At 61.8% G+C, this 19,737-nt stretch carries 14 protein-coding genes; 8 read left to right on the top strand and 6 right to left on the bottom strand.

Annotation, left to right across the window (positions count from 1 at the left end; translation table 11 throughout):
* Window positions 1–495: 495 nt before the first annotated feature.
* Complete coding sequence (locus IQ25_RS09525; protein ID WP_144905174.1) at window positions 496–2,622, bottom strand: molybdopterin-containing oxidoreductase family protein; 2,127 nt, start codon at window positions 2,620–2,622, stop codon at window positions 496–498.
* A 177-nt stretch (window positions 2,623–2,799) separates the two neighbouring features.
* On the opposite strand from IQ25_RS09525, the gene IQ25_RS09530 reads away from it, so the two are divergent.
* Complete coding sequence (locus IQ25_RS09530) at window positions 2,800–3,513, top strand: TetR/AcrR family transcriptional regulator (protein ID WP_158637719.1); 714 nt, start codon at window positions 2,800–2,802, stop codon at window positions 3,511–3,513.
* Between the two features lie 56 nt (window positions 3,514–3,569).
* On the opposite strand, the gene IQ25_RS09535 is transcribed toward IQ25_RS09530, so the two are convergent.
* Window positions 3,570–6,029, bottom strand: coding sequence for a TonB-dependent receptor (locus tag IQ25_RS09535; protein WP_144905178.1), 2,460 nt, complete (start codon window positions 6,027–6,029; stop codon window positions 3,570–3,572).
* Window positions 6,030–6,142: 113 nt separating this feature from the next.
* Entirely contained in the window at window positions 6,143–7,756 is a 1,614-nt protein-coding gene (locus tag IQ25_RS09540) for a GMC family oxidoreductase (RefSeq protein ID WP_144905180.1), read from the bottom strand.
* 194 nt (window positions 7,757–7,950) lie between these two features.
* On the opposite strand from IQ25_RS09540, the gene IQ25_RS09545 reads away from it, so the two are divergent.
* From IQ25_RS09545 to IQ25_RS09560, 4 genes are read left to right on the top strand one after another with little or no spacing between them, the layout of a single operon-like run.
* The gene (locus tag IQ25_RS09545; protein ID WP_246415475.1) at window positions 7,951–9,450 is read left to right on the top strand and encodes a class I adenylate-forming enzyme family protein; all 1,500 of its coding nucleotides are present in this window, start codon (window positions 7,951–7,953) and stop codon (window positions 9,448–9,450) included.
* 21 nt (window positions 9,451–9,471) lie between these two features.
* Complete coding sequence (locus IQ25_RS09550; protein ID WP_144905182.1) at window positions 9,472–10,698, top strand: cytochrome P450; 1,227 nt, start codon at window positions 9,472–9,474, stop codon at window positions 10,696–10,698.
* A complete protein-coding gene (locus IQ25_RS09555) occupies window positions 10,695–11,099 on the top strand; it encodes a Zn-ribbon domain-containing OB-fold protein (protein WP_144905184.1) in 405 nt (134 codons plus the stop codon). Before IQ25_RS09550 ends, IQ25_RS09555 begins: the two co-directional genes overlap by 4 nt.
* Entirely contained in the window at window positions 11,096–12,265 is a 1,170-nt protein-coding gene (locus IQ25_RS09560) for a thiolase C-terminal domain-containing protein (RefSeq protein ID WP_144905186.1), read from the top strand. Before IQ25_RS09555 ends, IQ25_RS09560 begins: the two co-directional genes overlap by 4 nt.
* A gap of 46 nt (window positions 12,266–12,311) precedes the next feature.
* Here the strand turns inward: IQ25_RS09560 and IQ25_RS09565 are convergent, their stop codons facing one another.
* Window positions 12,312–13,808 carry an aldehyde dehydrogenase gene (locus IQ25_RS09565; RefSeq protein WP_144905188.1) on the bottom strand — a complete coding sequence of 499 codons (1,497 nt, stop codon included), beginning with the start codon at window positions 13,806–13,808 and terminating at the stop codon, window positions 12,312–12,314.
* A gap of 135 nt (window positions 13,809–13,943) precedes the next feature.
* Between IQ25_RS09565 and IQ25_RS09570 the strand changes: the two genes are divergently transcribed.
* On the top strand, window positions 13,944–15,134 hold the full coding sequence (locus IQ25_RS09570) for an aromatic ring-hydroxylating oxygenase subunit alpha (RefSeq protein WP_206066309.1): 1,191 nt from the start codon (window positions 13,944–13,946) through the stop codon (window positions 15,132–15,134).
* Between the two features lie 33 nt (window positions 15,135–15,167).
* Window positions 15,168–17,399: a CaiB/BaiF CoA-transferase family protein gene (locus tag IQ25_RS09575; RefSeq protein WP_144905190.1), complete on the top strand. Its 2,232-nt coding sequence runs from the start codon at window positions 15,168–15,170 to the stop codon at window positions 17,397–17,399.
* A gap of 12 nt (window positions 17,400–17,411) precedes the next feature.
* Here the strand turns inward: IQ25_RS09575 and IQ25_RS09580 are convergent, their stop codons facing one another.
* A complete protein-coding gene (locus IQ25_RS09580) occupies window positions 17,412–17,816 on the bottom strand; it encodes a GFA family protein (protein ID WP_144905192.1) in 405 nt (134 codons plus the stop codon).
* A gap of 215 nt (window positions 17,817–18,031) precedes the next feature.
* Here IQ25_RS09580 and IQ25_RS09585 point away from each other — a divergent pair, with 215 nt between their 5' ends.
* Window positions 18,032–19,453: an aldehyde dehydrogenase family protein gene (locus IQ25_RS09585; RefSeq protein WP_144905194.1), complete on the top strand. Its 1,422-nt coding sequence runs from the start codon at window positions 18,032–18,034 to the stop codon at window positions 19,451–19,453.
* Here the strand turns inward: IQ25_RS09585 and IQ25_RS21150 are convergent.
* Window positions 19,450–19,587 carry a hypothetical protein gene (locus IQ25_RS21150; RefSeq protein WP_181447233.1) on the bottom strand — a complete coding sequence of 46 codons (138 nt, stop codon included), beginning with the start codon at window positions 19,585–19,587 and terminating at the stop codon, window positions 19,450–19,452. The two genes, IQ25_RS09585 and IQ25_RS21150, sit on opposite strands and share 4 nt — an antisense overlap.
* Between the last annotated feature and the right edge of the window lie 150 nt (window positions 19,588–19,737).

A 19,737-nucleotide genomic window follows, 5' to 3' on the forward strand; every position in this document is an offset into this window, starting at 1 on the left:
CAGTGCCGATCCGGCACCAGAACTCTGTCAGCGACAGTGCATTGGACCGTGCTTTCCGGATCGTACCCGTGTTCCTACCCGCACGGTCAGGAGCGAGGCGATCAGACTGAACTCGCCTGCCTACTTGTAAACTGTCCGTGGGCTTTGCAGCCGGTTTATCCATCGACATAGGCTATCCCAAAACTGTTTTATCCGTCGCGCCCGGCACCGCACGAGCAAGCGCCATTGCGAAGAAGGCGATGACCTTGTCCCAGCGGCATCTCAAAACTCTACTATAAAAATAGAGTATGTCGAACTTGGAGTGTTTTGCGTGCTCCAAGAAAATCTTGCCTGGAGCAGCCAGTCTAACGCGAAAGTACCTTGGCGGCAAATTCGCCAACGGAGCGAAGCGGGCTTCGGAAGCTGCGCAGCCGACTGGCGCGCTTGCGCTTTCTGCGTTCTCAAACGCGAAGAATGGTCCTCGCATCGAAGCGCGAAAGGCAAACTAGATCGCGGTCAGGCCAGAGCACGTACTTCGACTGCAAAGCCTTCAAGATTGCTCATGCCGGATAACCTTTCAGCGCTTTGTGGACCAGCGGGGGCGATCATGTTCAGGTTCGCACCATCGGTCGCCCGGGCCCTTTGCCAACCTCCTTCGTGACCCCAGCCGTGGGGATAGCAGACCACGCCTGCCAGCATCTCCTTGGATATCTCGACATTGACAACAATCCGGCCGCGGGAAGTCGAGAGTTCAGCCTTGCCGCCATCCTCGATACCGCGCGCCATAGCGTCGTCCGGATGCATGAGAAGACTTGCCCGGTCGCTCCGCACCAGCCCCTCGACATTATGCATCCACGAATTGATCGAACGGAGCTTTCGCAGATTGATCAGCCGAAGCGAGGAAGGGTTCCAAGCAGGCGCTTGGCGGAGCCTGGCAATCTCGGCTGCAATCGGCTCGCTCCAGAAATGAATCTTTCCGTCAGCATGCCCCAGGCGCTTGGTGAAATCGAAGTCCCAGCGGCCCCCTTCGATCATCATGCCATGCGGTGCCGCGCGAAGACGCTCGACGGATAGTCCGTTGCGTCCCTCCACGCCGGCCCGCAAGGCAGCATCGGCCATCTCGAAGGGCGCAGCCTTTCCGAATGCCTCAGCGCGGCCCATTCGCGCTGCGAGATCGCGCAGGATATCGAATTCCATCCTAGCGTCGCCAACAGGCGGAATGACGGCATCGACGTGCTGGGCAAAGGGCCTGACCATATGGTTCATGAAGAACAGGTTGATGTCCTCGCGCTCAAGAGCAGTCGTTACCGGCAAAACGAAGTCTGCATGGCGAGTGGTCTCGGTGATGTAGAGGTCCAGCGCGACCATCAGGTCAAGTTGCGCGAAGCCCTTGGGCAGGTCGGGTCCGCCAGGCATGGACATGACCGGATTTGCCCCGACAACGAGCAGCGACCTTATCTGCCCCTCGCCCGGAGTAAGCATTTCCTCGAGAAAGGTCACGCTCGCCTGCGCGCCCCAGACACTGGGCAAGCCGCTGACGCGAGAGGGTATTGCCCCATGCCGGGCGCCCGGCGATATGCCGCGATACTGGGTGTCGCTGGCCGTGCCGCCATGGCCCCAACCATAGCCACCCGGACGATGGAACTTGCCAGCGATCACGTTCAGCATGTGCACGAACAGGTTCGTCAGAGTGGCAAATTCTCCGCGGCAGATGCCGATCCGACCCATCGCTGCAGCACGCGGGGCGATTGCAAAGTCGCGTGCCATCGTCCTGATCGTCTCGGCCGCGATGCCACACCGCGGTGCAGCAACTTCGGGCGTGAGCCATTCCATGGCTGCGGCCAGTTCGTTCATTCCGCTTGCGTGCGCTGCGATGAACGAGCTGTCGATGAGGTTCTCTTCAATCAACGTGTTGAGCATGGCCCCGATCAGCCAGACATCACCGCCCGGGATGATCGGAACGTGTTCATGCTTGCGCGCGGTTTCAGTGTGGCGCGGGTCAATCACCAGCACCCGGCCCCGCTTTGCTATCTGGTCAAGATCTTCCTTGAAGCGGGGCGCAATCACCAGCGATCCGTGACTAACGAGCGGGTTGGAACCGAAGATCAAAAGGTGGTCGCATTCGGCAAGATCGGGAAACAGGAATGCGTGAGTGCCGAACATGAGTTCGGTGGCGAGAACGACCGAACTGATATCTTCTGACGCGGGGGAATACATCCGGCTTGCTCCCATCGCGGCCTGGAAGAATGGCGCGGCAAGCGAACTTGGCCACCCCATGCTCGGCGGATTTCCGGCATTGACGGCGAAGCTGTTGGCACCATGGCTTTCGATTGATGCCGAAAGGCGCCCGGCGATTTCGTCCAGCGCTTCGTCCCAGCTGACTGCGGCAAACTCACCCGGCCCACCGATGCGCTTCAGCGGCGCTGTCACGCGATCGGGATCATAAGCCACGTCTGCCAAGGCCGGGCCCTTCACGCAGATGTGGCCCCTGCTGTGCGGATTGGCACGATCGGGCAGGATCCTGACGATCTTGCCGCCTTCGACCCGCGCGATCAGGCCGCACAGAGCCTCGCAGATACGGCAGTAGGTAACGTGATCGCCGTCCGCTCCGGGGACCCGCGTAATGCTTGTGCTATCAGTCATAGACTCTTCCCAACGTAATCCATCACGTTATCTATGTATCATAGATTTACAAGCGCGGTCGGGAATCTGAATTTTGGGAATTCGCGTGGTTGCCGGGAGTCACGTTTGCTGGCCCGGACCACTGGAGGCAACGACTGCATCTTGCGTTCTGGACAGGGGCTGCCCAAGGGGGGCATCATGGCAACGATGAAACAAAACACGCCTCGATCCCGGAAGGTCTCGATACGCGGAAAATCGCGGTCGACTGAAAAGGCTTCTCCTGCACAGTCCAATCGCGCTGGACGCCCGGCTTCGCCTCTGATCACGCGTGATGCAGCGGCAGAGGCGGCGCTGTCCATCGTTGACGAAAAAGGCCTCGACGGTCTCAGCCTGCAGGCGGTGGCGCAGAAAATGGGTGTGCGTGCCCCCTCGCTCTACTATCACTTCCGCGACAAGGAAGAGTTGCTCGTCAAGGTCTCGCGGTTGCTGCTCAAGAAGATTTCCAGTGAGCGGGACACCTGGTCCGACGACTGGGAAGCACGTACCAAGGAACTTGCGCTGGCAACCTATCGGGTCACCATGCGCCATCCTAATGCTGCCCCCATTGCCCTGCGGTTCTTCCCGCGCGCGGTGGTGCAGCCGGCCTATGAGCGCACGCTGGCAAGCTGTCCGTACAAGCCGGAGCACCATATCGTGGTGCTGGAAGCGATCGAGCGGTTCACGTTTGGCTACACGATCTTTGCGGCAGCCGCTGCGAGCTTGCACACGCCGGCAACGCCTACGCCCGATCCCGAGACCTACCCGTTTCTGGCGCAGGCGTTGAAAGTGGCGCCGGGCAGTGACGAGGAGATCTTCACAGAAGCCCTGCAGGTCATTCTCGATGGCTTGCGGGTACGTTACGGCAAGGGCTGATCTGCCGAACAACGAAGGGCGCGCCGCCTGGCGCGCCCTTGTTGATTTGCGGCAGGTCAGAACTTGAAGCCAACTTCCACGAAGATTTCCCGCGGGTTGTCAACGAATGCCGACATGTCGGCCAAAGTGCCGCTCGTCGTCCCTGTGCCGGTGCCGCCCACGAACGGAATGTCATTCGCAGCAGTGACGACAAGACGGTTGGTCAGGTTCCGGCCGATCACCGAGACAGTCCAGAGATCGTCCTTGCCCGACAAGCTCACCGAGGCGTCGACCTTGGCAAAACCCTTCTGGAAGGCGTCGGGACGAAGCGCGTCGGTGAAGTTGTACTTCGAGGTATAGCTGACGTCGCCATTCATCCGCAGTGACATCGTCTCGCCGATCGGTGCTTCGTAAGTGAAGCCAGCCCGTCCGGCAAAGTGCGGGGCCTTCGGCGGAGTACGGCCACTGTAGTTCTGGCCATTGAATACGCCGCCTGCAGGCAGCAGGTTGCACCCGTTGGCAATGGTCTGGCCGGGATAGCACTGACCGATGAAGTCACGATATTTTGCATCGTTGTAGGCCGCTGCACCGCGCAGGCTCAGCCCATCGATGCCCGGAACGCGCAAGTTGAGATCGGCCTCGACGCCCTGGGTGCGCAGCTTGCCTGCATTGCCCGCTGTCAGCGATACGGTGGTCGGATCGAAGAACTGCACCTGCAGGTCAGAATAGTCATAGTGATAGGCCGTCAGATTGAAGCTCAGGCGACGATCGAGCAGCAGGGCGCGCAGACCGATTTCGGCGCCTTCAGCAGTTTCAGACTTGTAGCGGCCTGCCGCGACATTCGAAACCGGCGTCAGGACCTGCGAGATGTTGAAGCCCCCCGCCTTGAAGCCCTGCTTGTAGGCGGCATAGAGAGTCAGGTCGGTGGAGGGCTTGTAGCGCAGGGTAACCTGCGGCGAGAGGTTGCCTTCGTCATATTTGTCGTTGAGGGCAATTCCGCCCGGGAAGGCTGCGGCGAACCCGATGTGCGCAGGCAAGGAGCGCTGGTAGCTCTTGCGGCTTTCCTTGCTGTAGCGTGCCCCGCCCGAAAGTTCGAGTTGCTGCGAGAGGTTCAGCGTTCCTTCGGCAAAGAACGAGAGCGAGTCGGTGGTAAAGCCATTGTCGCGCTTGAAGGTGGTGTAGGTGTTGTTGATCGGATCGAGCGGCAGCGGCGCGATGTAGGCATCGGTATTGAAGACGAACTTGCCGTGGGCGTAGAACGCGCCGAACAGGATGTTGAACGGACCGTCAAACTTTGACTGGAAGCGCAACTCCTCCGAGAACTGCTCGAAGTCGGCATACTGCGAGAATCCGGCGGGGTAGGACTCGCCGCTCACGTTGTTCAGGTCGGTCTGCCTGAAGTGATAGTAGCCGCTTACCGAGGTGACATCAAAAGGATCGCTTTCGATGGTCCCGGTGAGGGCCACGAACTGCGACTTGAAGTCTGCATAGAGCTTGCCGTCACGGGCAAAGCGATAGCCGGTTGTTGCCACCTGAACCGGGATGGCAGAGCTGTCGGCGCGTCCGTCGATGCGGCAATCTGTGTTGGGGCTGGTCGGGAAGACTGCGCCTGGAGCGAGCGTGGAGGGCAGGGGTGTTGTCCGCCCGCCGCCGCAGATGCGCTCCAGCGTGTCCGTGGGCCCGCCATCGACCACGCTGCTGAGGCCGGCCTTGAGTTCGATCTTGAAGCCGTCGGAGACCTGCGCATCGACAGTGCCTCGCAGGCCATAGCTTTCTGCAAAACCGCGCCGATCAGAATTGCGCGTGCGGAACTGGCCCGGGATGTAGTTGGTGTAGCTGGCCGCAGCCGTGTTCACGAAGGCACCGTCGCTTTTGGAATAGCGACCGGCCAGGCGGGCGCGAACGGTGTCGGAAACAGGCCCGGATACGAAGGCCTCCACATAGCGCTCGCGCGCCTTGAACCCGTAACCGCCCTTGATCCCTGCATGGAATTCGTCGGTCGGACCGTTGCTGGTCACGCTGATCAGGCCGCCGGTCGTGTTCTTGCCAAAGAACAGGGCCTGCGGTCCCTTGAGCACTTCCACGCCCTTGATGTCGAATTGTGGCAGGCTGATCTCGCGGCCGCGGCTCATGGCGATGTTGTCGATCACGAACGAGACCGACTGGTCGAACCCGGCGCTCAGCGCGGTCGAGCCGACGCCGCGCAGGAACACGCTGGCCGAGGAACCCGAGGCGGCTTTCCCCGCGATCAGCGAAGGCACCAGCGTTGCGATGTCCGAAACGCGGGTCGCCTGATACTGGCTCAGCGTGTCGCCGGTCACGGCAGTGATCGCCACGGGCGCGTCGATCAGGCGTTCGGCGCGGCGACGCGCGCTCACGACGATCTCTTCGGTCGTGGCTGCGTCCGCTTCTGCAGCGGCACTGGCTGCGGGTTGCGGTTCATCAGCTGCAAGCGCTGGAACTGCATGAACCAGCATGAGCGTTGAACCCATGGCCGTTCCAAGCTTCAGGGCAAGCAGTGCATTTCCGTATTTCATCTCAATTCCTCCCCAGTGTTCTTGATGATGGCCTCATCGGGCAATCGCTGATTGATAACTAACAAAAGTAGATTTTAGGGCGTGGTTGGTACCTTCGGGTTGATGCCTCGTGTTCAGGCTGCGCGAGCCAGTCGGTCTTGAAGGATCAGATCGGCTGCGCGCCACGCCATGGCCATTGTCGGCCCCTGGGTGTTGCCCGCCGGGATGATCGGCATGATCGAGGTATCGACGATCCTCAGCGCCTCGACCCCGCGGACGCGCGTTGCCGGATCGACTACCGACGCCGGGTCCTTGCCCATCCGGCAGGATCCCACGGCGTGGTATCCACAAGTGCCGAAGCGGTCGTAAGCCGCGAGGATATCGGCATCGCTGGCAAACGCCGGGCCGGGCATCGTCTCTTCCTCGATCAGTTCTGCAAGCGAGGGCTGTTCGGCCCAGCGCCGGACCATGCGTACGGCGTTGATCATCGCGCTCCGGTCTGCCTCGTTGGCGCGGTAATTGGGCTGAAAAGTTGCAGCCGTATCGGGATCGCCTGTCGTCGCGTGGATTGATCCGCGCGATGTGGGACGCAGGGGATAGACGACCACGTGCATTCCGGGAAAGCGTTCCACGTCCTGCCGGTTCTTGGCAAAATCAAACGAGAACGGAGCAATCAGCATCTGCGCGTCAGGCCGGTTGAGGCCCGGCATGGTGCGGAACCAGGCACCAAGTTCATATGCAGCCGACGACATCGGGCCGGTACGCGTCAGGTAATACTGCAGGACCGAGCGCAGCAGGCGCCAGCCTTTGAATTGCTTGTTCTGCGACACGTCCTTGCGCAGCTTCCACTGCACGATCAGGCCCCGGTGCTCGATCAGGTTCTCGCCCACTTCCGGGCTAGCGTGCACCAGCGGCACGCCGATGGCGGCCAGCACCTCGGGTCGTCCTATCCCTGATCGCTCAAGGATCGCCGGGCTCGCCATCGCGCCCCCGCACAGGATCACCTCGCCGTGGCAAGGCACCATGCTGCGCAGGCCGCTTTGCATGATCTCTACCCCTCGCGCGCGCGCGCCGTCGAAAATCACGCGATCGACAGTGGCGTCGGTCAGTACGGTCAGGTTTGGACGACTTTCAGCCGGTCGGAGAAATGCAGTTGCCGCACTTTGCCGCTTGCCCTTGTAGATGGTGCGCGGCGTCAGGCCGATGCCATCGCCGTTGTCCGGACAGTTGACGTCTACCTTGCGCGGAAGGCCGATTGCCTCACCAGCAGCGATCTGCGCTTCGGACAATGCATCGCGGATGGTTGGCATGGAGACACGCAGCGGACCGCTGTTGCCGCGCATCTCGCCCGGGCCCAGTTCGTGATTCTCCAGGGCAGCATAGGCCGGTCCGATTTCGGCCCAGCTCCAGTCGCTGCTCGTCAGCTCTGCGAGGGCGTCGAAGTCTGCAGGCTGACCGCGCACGTACATCATGCCGTTGATCGAACTCGATCCGCCAAGCACCCGCCCGCGCACCCAGGTTTCGGACTCACCGCCGGTGCACGCGTCCGGCTGGCTGGCGTAGGCCCACAAGTGTTTCGGGTCAGCCATGACTTTGGCAAGGCCCTTTGGCATGGCGATAAAAGGGTGAGTGTCGCGCGGGCCGGCTTCGACCAGGCAGACCCGAATTCGCAGATCGGCAGACAAGCGGTTTGCCAGCACGCATCCTGCTGCTCCGGCTCCTGCAATGACGTAGTCAAAGCTTTCCACTCGTTCCTCTCACCTCGGTGACCGCTTTGGCGACGGTCTATCTAATGGCAATAGGTTGCCACCACCGAGCGCTTTGTGCAAGGGTGTTTAAGCGCTCGGTTAGAAAATCTATTGTCATTAGGTTTATTCGCCATTAGCGTGAGCACCGACGCTAGAGAAAGCTGGCGAGGACCGGCTTCGGGGAAAGGGAGATCATGTCGCAGACAGTGTCCAGCGCCATCGCATGGTGGGCCCGCATGCGGGGGGATCAGCCTGCCGTCGTGCTTGCCGGCGAAGTTCTCAGTTATCGTACGCTACAGGACTGGTCCGATCGCGTGGCGGCGATGCTTGTGGGGGCGGGCGTCGAGCCTGGCGATCGCGTGGCCATCTGCTCCACCAACAGCCTTGCCTATGTTGCCCTGATCTTCGGCACGATTCGTGCCGGTGCGATCGCGAGCCCTATCAATTTCCGCTACAAACCGCGCGAGATCGCCGAGTTGCTGGAAACGACCGAACCGCGTCTTGTCTTCGCCGGGCCGGATCAGGTTGCCGCTGTGCGCGAGGCGGGGGTCTCCCCACGCGACATGTCGATGGTCGAGGGCCTGCGTGAAGGGGATCGCGCGACGGCTGCCTACGATCCCGAACCCGATTGGCCCGTCGTCATCATCGCCACCTCGGGCTCCACGGCCAAGCCGAAGGGGGTTGTCTTCACCAACCGGACGATGACCGCCTATGCCGCCAACTGGTCGATCGAAGAGCCATCCGCGCCGGCCGGGTCCAAAGTCATCACGATGGCCCCGCTCAATACCTCTGCGGGATTCGTGCAGCTGGTGCACTACACGATCGCCGGATGCACGCTCTACATGGAGCCGCAGTTCGATCCGGCGCGCGCGCTTGATCTGATCCAGCGCGAACGCATCACCTGTTTCGCCGCCGTACCCGCGTTCTTCGAGTTCATCGCGGCGCGGCCCGAATTCGCGAATGCAGATCTTTCGTCGCTGAAGCTCGTCACCGCAGGCGGCGCACGGGTGAGTCGGCAATTGCTGGAAACCTACCGGGCCAAGGGCATCGTGATCCGCCAAATCTACGGCCAGACCGAAGTGGGCGGCAACGCCACGATCATGCCTGCACATCTTGCCATAGACATGCCGGAAAAGTGCGGTTGGGGCGGTGCATTCATCGACATTCGCGTGGTCCGCCCCGATGGCAGCGACTGCGCGCCAGGCGAACAGGGCGAGATCCTGATGCGCTCGCCCGGCATGATGATCGGCTACTGGCGCAACCCCGAAGAGACGGCGAGGGCCCTGCGAGACGGCTGGCTTTGGTCCGGCGATATCGGCGTACTCGACGAGAACGGACTGCTGACCTTCGTTGATCGTTTGAAGGACCTCATCATTTCCGGTGGGCTGAATATCTCCGCCGCCGAAGTGGAGCGCGTGGTCTGCGAATTTCCCGGCATACGCGAGGCATTGGCCATTGCAGCGCCGGACCCCAAGTTCGGCGAAACTCCGCTCGTCGTCTATCACGGCGACGCAGAAGTCGATGTTGCTGCGCTCATCGCTCACTGCGACGCCAACCTCTCCAACTACAAAGTGCCACGCTACGTGGCGTTTTCCGCCGATCCGCTGCCCCGGCTCGCCACGGGCAAGCTGTCCAAGCCCGCAGTTCGCGAACTCTACGCAGATGCGCACCTGCGCCTGCCCAAGGTTCGTTGAACGCAGAACTCCGAGGAACCCATGACCAAAGCACCAAGCCAGCTGCGAGTGATCCCGCCGCATGTTCCCGCCCATCTCGTGTTTGATTTCGATATCTATGCGGACGCGCGCGTAGGCAGCGATGTTCACCAGACCTATTCTGCCGCAATCGCCGATGCGCCGGACGTCTTTTGGGCCCCGCAGAATGGCGGACACTGGATGGTGCAGCGCATGGACGCCATATCTGCCATCGCGACGGACCCGGAACATTTCTCGGTGCGCGAGATGCAGATTCCACGCGTGCCCAATCCGCCGTTCTTCATTCCGCTCAGCCTGGATCCGCCAGAAAATCTGCCGTACCGACGCGCCATGGCGCCGATGTTCGGCCCAGTAGCGGTAAAGGCGATGGAGCCGCGTCTGCGCGCATGGGCTGGTGAAATCATCGACGCGGCCCTGCAGAAGGGCACGTTCGACTTCATGGCCGATGTCGCCAAGGTTTTCCCCGTCAGCGTTTTCATGGAACTGATGGGCATGGATCTTTCGCGCCTGCATGAGTTCCGTGATCTTGCCGAGCGGTTCTTTGAGAACCAGAACGATGCCGCGCAGATAGAGGCTCTGAGCGGCCAGATTCTGGGCGTCATGAAGGCGTTGATAGACGAGAAGCGCAGTACGCCGGACGACAAGCTCATGAGCCATTTCATCCAGGCAGACATGGGTGGCGGGCGCACGATGAGCGAGGACGAAATCCTGGCGATGAGCTTCGTGCTGTTCCTCGGCGGCATGGACACGGTCACCAACGTGACCGGCTTTGCCTATCAGCAACTTGCACAGATGCCCGATCTGCAGGCCCGACTCATGGCCGACGCAGAAGGTCTCTCGGGTGCTTTCGCCGACGAGGCGGTGCGCATGTTCGGCGTGGTCAATACGCCGCGCCTCGTGGTGAAGGACATCGACCTCATGGGCGTTCCGTTCCGTGAAGGCGACATGGTATTGAACCTGCTGCCCATCGGAAGCCGTGACGATCGCAAGTTCGATCAGCCCCACGTGCTCGACATCGATCGCAAGAAGGTGGCGCACGTGACCTTTTCCACGGGCCCGCACCTTTGCATCGGCCATGTCCTCGGCCGTGCCGAGATCAAGGTGCTGACCGAGGAGTGGTTCAAGCGCGTGCAGTCGTTCAGCCTCGCGGCAGACAAGCCGCGCCCCTTCCGTACCGGCACGGTGATGGCGCTCGAGGCGCTGCCGGTTTCGGTGAACGCAGCATCATGAACCATCGCCTTGACGGCGCGGATGCGCCCTATTGGCAGAGCCTCGAAGCAGGACAGCTGCAACTGCCGCGTTGTGCGTCCTGCAGGCGCTGGCTCTGGCCTGCCGGGCACCGCTGCTCCACCTGTGGCTCGATCGGGATGGTGTGGGAGGAGAGGCCGTTGCGCGCCACGGTCTATTCGTGGACCCGCACTTGGCATCGCTTCGCCCTGACCGAGGCGCTCGATCTGCCCTATGTCAGCATCGTCGCCGAAATTGAAGATTGCGGCATTCGCCTGATGGGCCGGATGGATGACCCTTCGCCAGATGACCCCGCCATTGGCGAGGCGGTGGTAGGTCGGATCGACAGGACCCGCGTTGGTGATGATGCCATCCCCACGATCATCTGGAGTCGCGCGGCATGACCCATCCGCTTTACGGGACGACGGCAGTTGCCGGTGTGGGCCTCCGCCAGTTCAAGCGTGGGGCATCGCCGCTGCCAGAGCGCAGCCTTCTGGTCGAAGCAATACTCGACGCCTGCCTGGAAGCAGGATTGAATCCTGCCGAAGTGGACGGCTTCGTCTCTTATGGTGACGACAAGAACGAGCCGGTGCGGCTGATGGGGGATCTTGGCACGCGCCGCCTTGCGTGGTCGGCTTCTGTATTCGGCGGCGGCGGCGGTGGCATTGCCGGTGCTTTCGGCCTTGCTGCCAGTGCAATCATCAGCGGGCAGGCCAAGGCGGTCATCGTGTTCCGCGCGCTCGCCGAAGGGGCGAGCGGGCGCATGTCGGCTGCCGTGATGGCGCACCATCTCAACGATCATCTTCTGGCCGCCGGTCTGGTGTCGCCCGCGCAAATGTGCGCGATCCGTGCACAGCGACTATTCAAGCACTACGGCGTGTCGCAATCGATCGTCGAGGATCTGGTTCGCGCCTCATACCACCATGCGCGCAACAATCCCGAGGCGGTGGGCTTCGGCCAGGACTTCGACATCGCGGCCCTGCACACGAGCCGATGGATCGCCGAACCGTTCCGTCTGTTCGATTGCAGTCGCGAGAACGACGGTGCCGGTGCGTTGCTGCTGGTTTCGGCGGAACAGGCGCAGGACCTTGCGAAGCCGCCCGTCTACCTTCTGGGCTGCGCGCAGGGGACTGAAGCAGGCTGGGGCGATCTGCTGGAGAACGATGCGGACGACCTATACGCCACGGGCGGCTTCCGGCCCGTGGCGCGCGATCTCTATCGGCAGACCGGCCTCTCGCCTGCCGACATCGATTGTGTTCAGCTCTACGAGAACTTCGATGCGCAGGGCGTGATGTCGCTTATCGACCATGGCTTCTGCACTTATGAGAACGCAGCCGAAGTGATCCGCTTTGACAACCTGATTGCGCAGGGCGGGAAGCTTCCGGTGAATACCGCAGGTGGCAATCTCGCGCAGGGCTTCATTCACGGTATTGGCCTGCCCATCGAAGCCGTGCGCCAGCTGCGGGGAGAAAGCGCCAATCCTGTTTCTGGTGCGCGAACCTGTCTTCTCGCCGGCGGACCGGGAGCCCCGACAGTGAGTTCGGCTATCTTTGCAAACAAGGTGTTATAGGGCGAGGGGGCTGGGTCCGGTTGGGATATCAGCCCCCATCGCACTTTCAGCCGACCTGCAGGCAGGTCGGCACGCGCGGCAGGAACACGCTCTTCGTCTCGCAGAATGCTTCCAGCCCTTCCACGCCACCCTCGCGGCCGACGCCGGACTTCTTGAAGCCACCGAATGGGTGGGTTAGGTCGAACTCGCGCCCGTTCTGGGTAAAGGTCCCGGTACGGATCGCGCGGGCGATGGCATAGGCGCGGTCGGTGTCCTGCGTATATACCCCGCCGGAAAGGCCGAACTCGCTGGCATTGGCGATGGCGATGGCTTCCTCCTCGCTGGCATAAGGGATCACCGCAGTAACCGGGCCGAAGATTTCTTCCTGTGCGATCGTCATGGAGTTCGAGGCATCGGCAAAAACGGTCGGCTCGATGAAATAGCCGCGTCGCATCCCTGCCGGACGCCCACCTCCGGTTGCAATGCGCGCTCCTTCGGCTCGTCCGCGTTCGATGTAGGAAAACACCTTGTCACGATGTCGCTCCATGGCGAGCGGCCCCATCATCGTCGCGGTGTCCTCAGGATCGCCCACGGTCACTGCCTGCATCGCGGATGCCAGACTCTCGACGTAGGCATCATAGCGCGCGCGGGGGACGAGGATGCGGCTGAAGTTGATGCAGGCCTGCCCGCAGAGCATCGTGACGAGCGGCGCAAGTGCCGGGCCGAGCTCTGCGGGATCATAGTCATCAAGCACGATGGCTGCCGACTTGCCACCGAGTTCCATCGTGTATCGTGCCATCCGGCTGGCACAGACTTGGGCGATATGAAGGCCGACTCCGGTCGATCCGGTAAAGGCCACCTTGTCGACGCCCGGGTGATGCACCAGCAAATCGGAAGCCTCGCGATCGGCGGGGAGCAGGTTGATCACGCCGGGCGGAAGGTCTGCCTCCTCAGCGGCCTCGGCCAGAACGAAAGCCTCCAAGGGGGTTTCCGGCGCGGGCTTCAGTATGACGGTGCACCCTGCAGCAAGGGCAGGCGCGAGCTTGACCAGCAACGAGGCAAGCGGTCCGTTCCACGGTGCGATCGCGGCGACTACACCTACGGCCTCGCGCACGACAACGGCGGTGTCGCAGGCGATGCCCTGCGCCGGACCGATCCGCTCGAAGGGGTAGGTCTCGGCCATCGCAGCATACATGTCGAGCAATCCGGCTGCTCCCGCGCTTGCTCCGCGAGACATCCAGACAGGAACGCCGACCTGCGCCAGCCAGCAGCTATCTGCGGTCGTGGCGCGCCTTTGCAGAGCGGCGGACAGGCGGCGCATTGCAGCGGCGCGTTCAGATGGGGCCATGCGCGGCCACGGTCCGCGATCGAACGCGGCGCGCGCGGCTGCCACCGCACGTTCCACTTCCGCAGGGCCTGCTGCGGCGACATCGGGCAAGGCGGCTTCGGTGGCGGGGTTGACCGGGCGCAGCCGGTCCGTGCCTTCGACATCTATCCAGCGTCCGCCGATGAAAAGGCGATCAGGCTCGGCAATGCGCACGAGTTCGACGGATGGTGCGTTCATGATCTCTCCCAACAGATAAATCTAATCAACAAAGATTTGGCATTGCGAGAGCGCTTTTGCAATAAAATCTATTGGCAATAGATATAGCCGATGTTACCCCAATCACGAATCTGGTTAGGAAGAGGATCACTCCCGATGAACGCGCCCGCGAAGACCGCGGAGGCAGCCGCATTGCCTCTGGTGCAAACCTTCGACATGCTCAGCACGGGCCAGCGTGCCGCGATGCAGCGCATTGCCCGGCACGATGAGGCAGAGGTGCCGCAGATCGATTTCCAGACGCCTGCGTCGATGTTCACGTCGGCCGAACGCTTTGCCCTTGAGCAGCAGCACCTTTTCCGAGCGCGCGCCGTGCCGCTTGCGGTTTCGGCTCTTATTGCGGAAAACGGCACTGCGATGGGACATGACGCGCTCGGCATCCCGCTGATCATATCGCGCGACAAGCAGGGCCAGGCCCACGTTTTCCTCAACGCCTGCCAGCACAAAGGTGCCAAACTGCTGGAAACCTGCGAGCCGATGAAGGCAGCGCGGATGACCTGCCCTTACCACGCATGGACGTTCGGGCTGGATGGGAAACTCCTTGCGGTCGCGCGGCCTGAAACGTTCGTTGGCCTCGACAAGTCCTCGCGCAATCTCGTCGAGCTCCCTTCGCGCGAACATGGCGGCATCATCTGGGTCATGCTTGACCGCAATGCAGAGCCTGACTTTTCACCGCTGGTGCCGGAACTGGCCGAGGATCTCGAGGCGCTCGATCTTCCGCGCCTCCATGTCTATGGGCGCAAGCGGTTCGAGATTGCGGCGAACTGGAAGCTTGTGCTCGAACCCTTCCTTGAAGGCTATCACGTCCAGCGCCTACACGCGCAGACCGTGGGGCCGATGTTTGCAGATGTTCCCAACGTGGTCGACCTGCTCGGGCCCACGATCCGTCAGATTTCGGGGAAGGCAAACTTCACGCCCGATGACCTGGCCCTGCCTGGCGAGAACATCCACAAGACCGTGACCACGGTCTACAACATGTTCCCCAATTGCGTGGTTATAACCAGCCCCTGGTACATTTCCGTGATGCTGCTCCACCCGCGCGCTGCCGATCACACCACCGTCGAATACCATATGCTGACCCGCAGCGTGCCGGACAATCCGAAAGCCGAGGAACTCTATGCCCGGTCTTACGAGATGGTCCTCAACGTCTTTGGCAACGAGGACTTCCGCGCAGCCGAAATCAGTCATGCCGGGCTTGCAACCGGTGCACTCGACACTTGCGTCTATTCCGGCCTCGAAGCGTCGATCGCTACCTATTACGGCGTTCTCGATGGTTTTATGCCAGGCTGACGCCTACGTGAGGCAGATGTATCGGCGCGTGCGATGAACAACAATCAGGTCGAGCGCCCGCTGCAGGGCATCCGCGTTTTCGAGACGGTCACTGGTCCGCTTGCGGCAATCGGTCGGCATCTTGCGGATCTTGGTGCCCGCGTGGATCGCTTTGGCGAGGCGGAGAGTGCCTCGTCGGGCTCCGCCATTGCGGCGGCGCGACAGGCGCATGTCGTGATCGTCTCCGCCGCCCACTGGCCCGATCTGGCCCAGGTGCGCGAAGATCGTCCTGATCTCGTCTCGATGGCAGTAAGCGATTTCGGCAACGGAAACAGCTGGTCAGACTGGCAAGCCACCGGCCCGGTGCTCGATGCAATGTCGGCAATGCTCTCTCGATCGGGAATTCGTGGGCGTGCACCGCTGCTTCCTCCCGGAAACCTCGCCTACGAAAGTGCCGCAGCGCAGGCGGCCTTTGCCCTCGCCAGTGCGCTCTATCGCGCTTTAGGCAGCGGGCGGGGAGCACACTTCGATTTTTCCGCGCTCGAAGGCGCTGTGCAGGCGCTGGACCCCGGCTTTGGCATCAACGGTAGCGCGACTTTGGGCAAGCCGGTGGGCCTGCTTGATCAGGGTCGTCCTCGTAAAGGTTTCCAGTACCCCATATTCCAATGTGCCGATGGCTATGTCCGCATTTGCCTGCTGGCCAAGCGGCAGTGGCGCGGCATGTTTGAATGGATGGGGCGACCTGCAAAGTTCGCTGCTCCCGAATTCGATGCGATGGCGCACCGCTACGCGTCGCCCGATCTCAACCCGGCGCTCGCCGCGTTCTTCTCAGATCGCTTGCGTGAAGACCTCGAGCGAGAAGGGCAGGCCCACGGGGTGCCAATTTCAGGTCTGCGGACGATCGCGGAATTCATCGCGTCTGACCATGCCAAGGCGCGGCAGTCGGTGGCTGAAACCACAGACGGTCGCCGCGTTCCCAATGGAGTGCTGACGATTGACGGTGCCCGCATGGGCCCTGTCTGCGATGTTTCGGCCAGTGCGTTCGGTCCTGTGCAGGAGGTTACGTCGCCGCACCTGCCCTTCGCCGGGCTCAGAGTGCTGGACCTTGGCGTTATCGTCGTTGGGGCAGAGCAGGCACGCCTGCTGGGCGATTACGGAGCCGATGTGCTCAAGATCGAAAGCAACGCCTTTCCTGATGGCAGCCGCCAATCCTACCTCAAGCACGGCATGTCGGTCAGCTTCGGCGCGGGCCACCGCAACAAGCGCAGCGTCGGGTTGGACCTTCGCTCCAAGAGGGGCAGGGAGCTGTTCCTCGATCTGGTCAGGCAGGCTGACATTGTGTGCTCGAACTTCAAGCCAGGCACGCTCGAGAAACTTGGCCTGGGTCGTGAAGTGCTGCGCGACGCTAATCCGCGTATAGTGCTTTCGGAAAGCTCAGCCTTCGGCGACAGCGGGCCTTGGAGTGGACGGATGGGCTATGGCCCCCTGGTGCGTGCGGCAACGGGACTGACGCTGGCCTGGCGCTACCCGGACGATCCTGAGAGCTTCAGCGATGCCATAACCGTCTATCCAGATCATGTTGCAGGGCGGATCTGCGCGCTTGGCGTGGTTGCTCTGCTGATACGACGCCTGCGTACCGGTAAGGGTGGGCTATCCTGCGTATCACAAGCCGAAGTGATGCTCGCGCATTTTGCCGAGGCCATTGAAACCGGCGAGATTGGGGGCGAGCGCGATGCGCCATGGGGTGTTTACCCCGCCAGAGGGGACGACCAGTGGCTTGTCATCACCGTCCGGTCGACAGCGGACTGGCTCGCGCTCGCCAAACTCATCGATTTTCCAGATCCTTGCCAACTTGATTCCCCAGCGGAACGCCTTTCCGCAAAGCCACGGATCGACGCCCATGTCGCTCGCTGGGTAGCGCAACACGAACCACATGCGGCAGCGCAGTTGCTGCAGGCGCAGGGCATTCCCGCTGCTCCGATGCTGCGCCTTGCCGAACTGCCCGGTCACCCGCTTTACCGCGAACGGGGCTTCTTCCGCAGCGAAGGTCACCCGTGGATGCGCGAAACGGTCATGGGGGAAAGCTTTGTTGCCTTGAGTTTCGACATGGCGCCGCCGCCAGGGCGCCCCGCCCCACTGGCAGGGGAGCAGACTCGCGAGGCGCTTGCCGAGTGGCTAGGACTGCACGATGCGGAGCTTGATGCTTTGCAAGCCGAGGGCGCAATAGAACTAGTCTCGCCGCATATCCTCGCAGCCGCGCGCGATCACATCGCTGGCGTGAACTGAACCGAAATCGGGTCAGCCTGCATTGCGGGGAAAGGTGGTTTGCCCGGCCGGCAGTTCTACCCATGGCATCTGTGAATCCGTCCACACGCTGATGCCTGGTTTGAATGCACCGGGATTGTCCAGCGTGCCCGCCTTGACGATGATCAGCGCAGGATTGCTGCGCGTTTCAGAAAACAGCGGTGAACCGCACGTGCTGCAGAACTTTCGCACGACGGCATTGCCAGATTCGGTGTCGGTATCTTCATAGGCTGCAGGCTCGCCCGAGACCAAAAGTGTCGCCGCTGGGAAGAGCAGGTTTACCGAAAACGCACTGCCCGATTGCCGCTGACAGTTCCGACAATGGCATTGCGCCACCGCGATCGGCTTGGCCTCGCTGGAATAGCGAATCTTGCCGCAGTTGCATCCACCTTCAATCATCTAATTCTCTCCCGATGCATCACAGACCTGGCGCGGCCTTTGCAAGCTTCCTGCCGTCCATAGGTCGGGCGTCTGCGAAGGCGAGGTTTCCGACAGTCAACTGCATGCCGATGGCCCGAACGAAGCACGATGCCCCTTGCGTTGTCAATTATCTAATGACATTCGATATAGCGCCCTGTTGGTTTGAAAACCGGGCAAGACGGGAGAAGCCAGTGATGGATTTTGATTCGGATTTCACCTTGACCATCAATGGCAGGGAGATCCGCACCGAGCGGGAAATGGACGTGATAAATCCCGCCACCGGGCTGGCATTTGCTCGTGCCCCGCTGGCGCAGCAAGCAGAACTCGACGCTGCAGTCACCGCAGCCCAGGCGGCATTCCCCGCCTGGAAAGCGCTTGGGTGGGACGGACGGCGCGCGTTGCTGCTGGCCGCCGCGAAGGCGCTGGAACCGCACGCCGCCGCGCTTGCCCAGCTGTTCGTGCGAGAACAGGGCCGACCGCTTGCAATGGCACGGGGAGAAATCGACCTTGGCATCCACTGGATCAAGGCGGTGGCACGTCAGACTCTCGCGGACGAGACGGTTGAGGATTCCCCGGCGCGCACAGTCTATGTCCGGCATGAGCCGCTGGGCGTGGTTGCAGGCATCGTCCCGTGGAACTTCCCTTTTCTTCTTGCCATCTGGAAGATCGCACCGGCTCTGATCAGCGGCAACACGATGGTCCTGAAGCCCTCTCCATTCACCCCGTTGTGCACGTTGAAGCTGGCAGAAATCTGGCGCGACATACTGCCTGCCGGCGTGTTCAACGTCATCAATGGTGAGAACGATCTGGGCCCGATGATGACTGCGCATCCGGGCTTTGCGAAGATCAGTTTCACCGGATCGACTGCCACCGGCAAGCGGGTGATGGAAGCTGCTGCACTTGACCTCAAGCGCGTAACACTTGAACTGGGCGGCAACGATGCCGCGATCGTCCTGCCTGATGTCGATGTCAAAGCTGTGGCCCGGAAGCTGTTTTTCGGCGCGTTCTACAACAGCGCCCAGGTCTGCATCGCTACCAAACGGCTCTACGTGCACGATGCCATCTACGATGCGATGCGCGACGAACTAGCAGAACTGGTCCGGGCAAACACAGTGGGTGATGGCAGCGCACCGGGCGTGATGTTCGGCCCCGTCCAGAACAAGCCTCAATATGACCGGGTGCAGGCACTGATCGCCGGTGCTCGCGCGCAGGGTCTGACGATCATTGAAGGGCCAGCGCCAATAGGCGCGGCGGGGTATTTCATCCCACTCACGCTCGTCGACAATCCTCCCGAAGAGGCGGCAGTTGTGCAGGAAGAGGCGTTCGGCCCAGTCCTGCCACTATTGCGATACACCGATATGGACGACGTTATCACGCGAGCCAATGCGTCCGAGTATGGCCTTGCCGGTGCCGTATGGACCAGTGATGTTGCGCTTGGCATCGAAATAGCCAACCGCCTCGAAACCGGCACAGTTTGGATCAACGACAACCTGCAGAATGGCCCGCACATCCCGTTCGCGGGAGCAAAGCAATCCGGCCTTGGCGTAGAAAATGGCCTCGACGGCTTGCGCGAGTTCACCTGGCGGCGCACGGTTTTTGCTCCCAAACCGGCCTAAGAGCAGGTTGGGTCGTAGTTTTCGAACCGGACGACGCGCAGGATCTGGTCGCGCTCAGCCGCACACTGGCCGAGGGCGTCGAACTGGAAGCGACAATGGATGCCCTGCGCCGCGAGGGTTGCGACCTCATCCAAGGCTACCTCATCAGCCGCCCTGTGCCCGCGCATGACGTGGCGGGACTGGTGAAACAGATGAATGGCGTTGGTGCGCTGAGCTGGGCCTGTTCCTAGCATGGCGGCGATACGGCATTCTCAGCGCAAGGATGCTGGTTGATCCCGCTGTGG

The organism is Novosphingobium taihuense (genome assembly GCF_007830315.1).
GTDB lineage: Bacteria > Pseudomonadota > Alphaproteobacteria > Sphingomonadales > Sphingomonadaceae > Novosphingobium > Novosphingobium taihuense.

What these genes read in the sequence shown, in the direction of transcription:
- IQ25_RS09525 (WP_144905174.1), bottom strand. Translation starts at nt 2,622, where the DNA reads ATGACTGATAGCACAAGCATTACGCGGGTCCCCGGAGCGGACGGCGAT.
- IQ25_RS09530 (WP_158637719.1), top strand. Translation starts at nt 2,800, where the DNA reads ATGGCAACGATGAAACAAAACACGCCTCGATCCCGGAAGGTCTCGATA.
- IQ25_RS09535 (WP_144905178.1), bottom strand. Translation starts at nt 6,029, where the DNA reads ATGAAATACGGAAATGCACTGCTTGCCCTGAAGCTTGGAACGGCCATG.
- IQ25_RS09545 (WP_246415475.1), top strand. Translation starts at nt 7,951, where the DNA reads ATGTCGCAGACAGTGTCCAGCGCCATCGCATGGTGGGCCCGCATGCGG.
- IQ25_RS09550 (WP_144905182.1), top strand. Translation starts at nt 9,472, where the DNA reads ATGACCAAAGCACCAAGCCAGCTGCGAGTGATCCCGCCGCATGTTCCC.
- IQ25_RS09555 (WP_144905184.1), top strand. Translation starts at nt 10,695, where the DNA reads ATGAACCATCGCCTTGACGGCGCGGATGCGCCCTATTGGCAGAGCCTC.
- IQ25_RS09560 (WP_144905186.1), top strand. Translation starts at nt 11,096, where the DNA reads ATGACCCATCCGCTTTACGGGACGACGGCAGTTGCCGGTGTGGGCCTC.
- IQ25_RS09565 (WP_144905188.1), bottom strand. Translation starts at nt 13,808, where the DNA reads ATGAACGCACCATCCGTCGAACTCGTGCGCATTGCCGAGCCTGATCGC.
- IQ25_RS09570 (WP_206066309.1), top strand. Translation starts at nt 13,944, where the DNA reads ATGAACGCGCCCGCGAAGACCGCGGAGGCAGCCGCATTGCCTCTGGTG.
- IQ25_RS09575 (WP_144905190.1), top strand. Translation starts at nt 15,168, where the DNA reads ATGAACAACAATCAGGTCGAGCGCCCGCTGCAGGGCATCCGCGTTTTC.
- IQ25_RS09580 (WP_144905192.1), bottom strand. Translation starts at nt 17,816, where the DNA reads ATGATTGAAGGTGGATGCAACTGCGGCAAGATTCGCTATTCCAGCGAG.
- IQ25_RS09585 (WP_144905194.1), top strand. Translation starts at nt 18,032, where the DNA reads ATGGATTTTGATTCGGATTTCACCTTGACCATCAATGGCAGGGAGATC.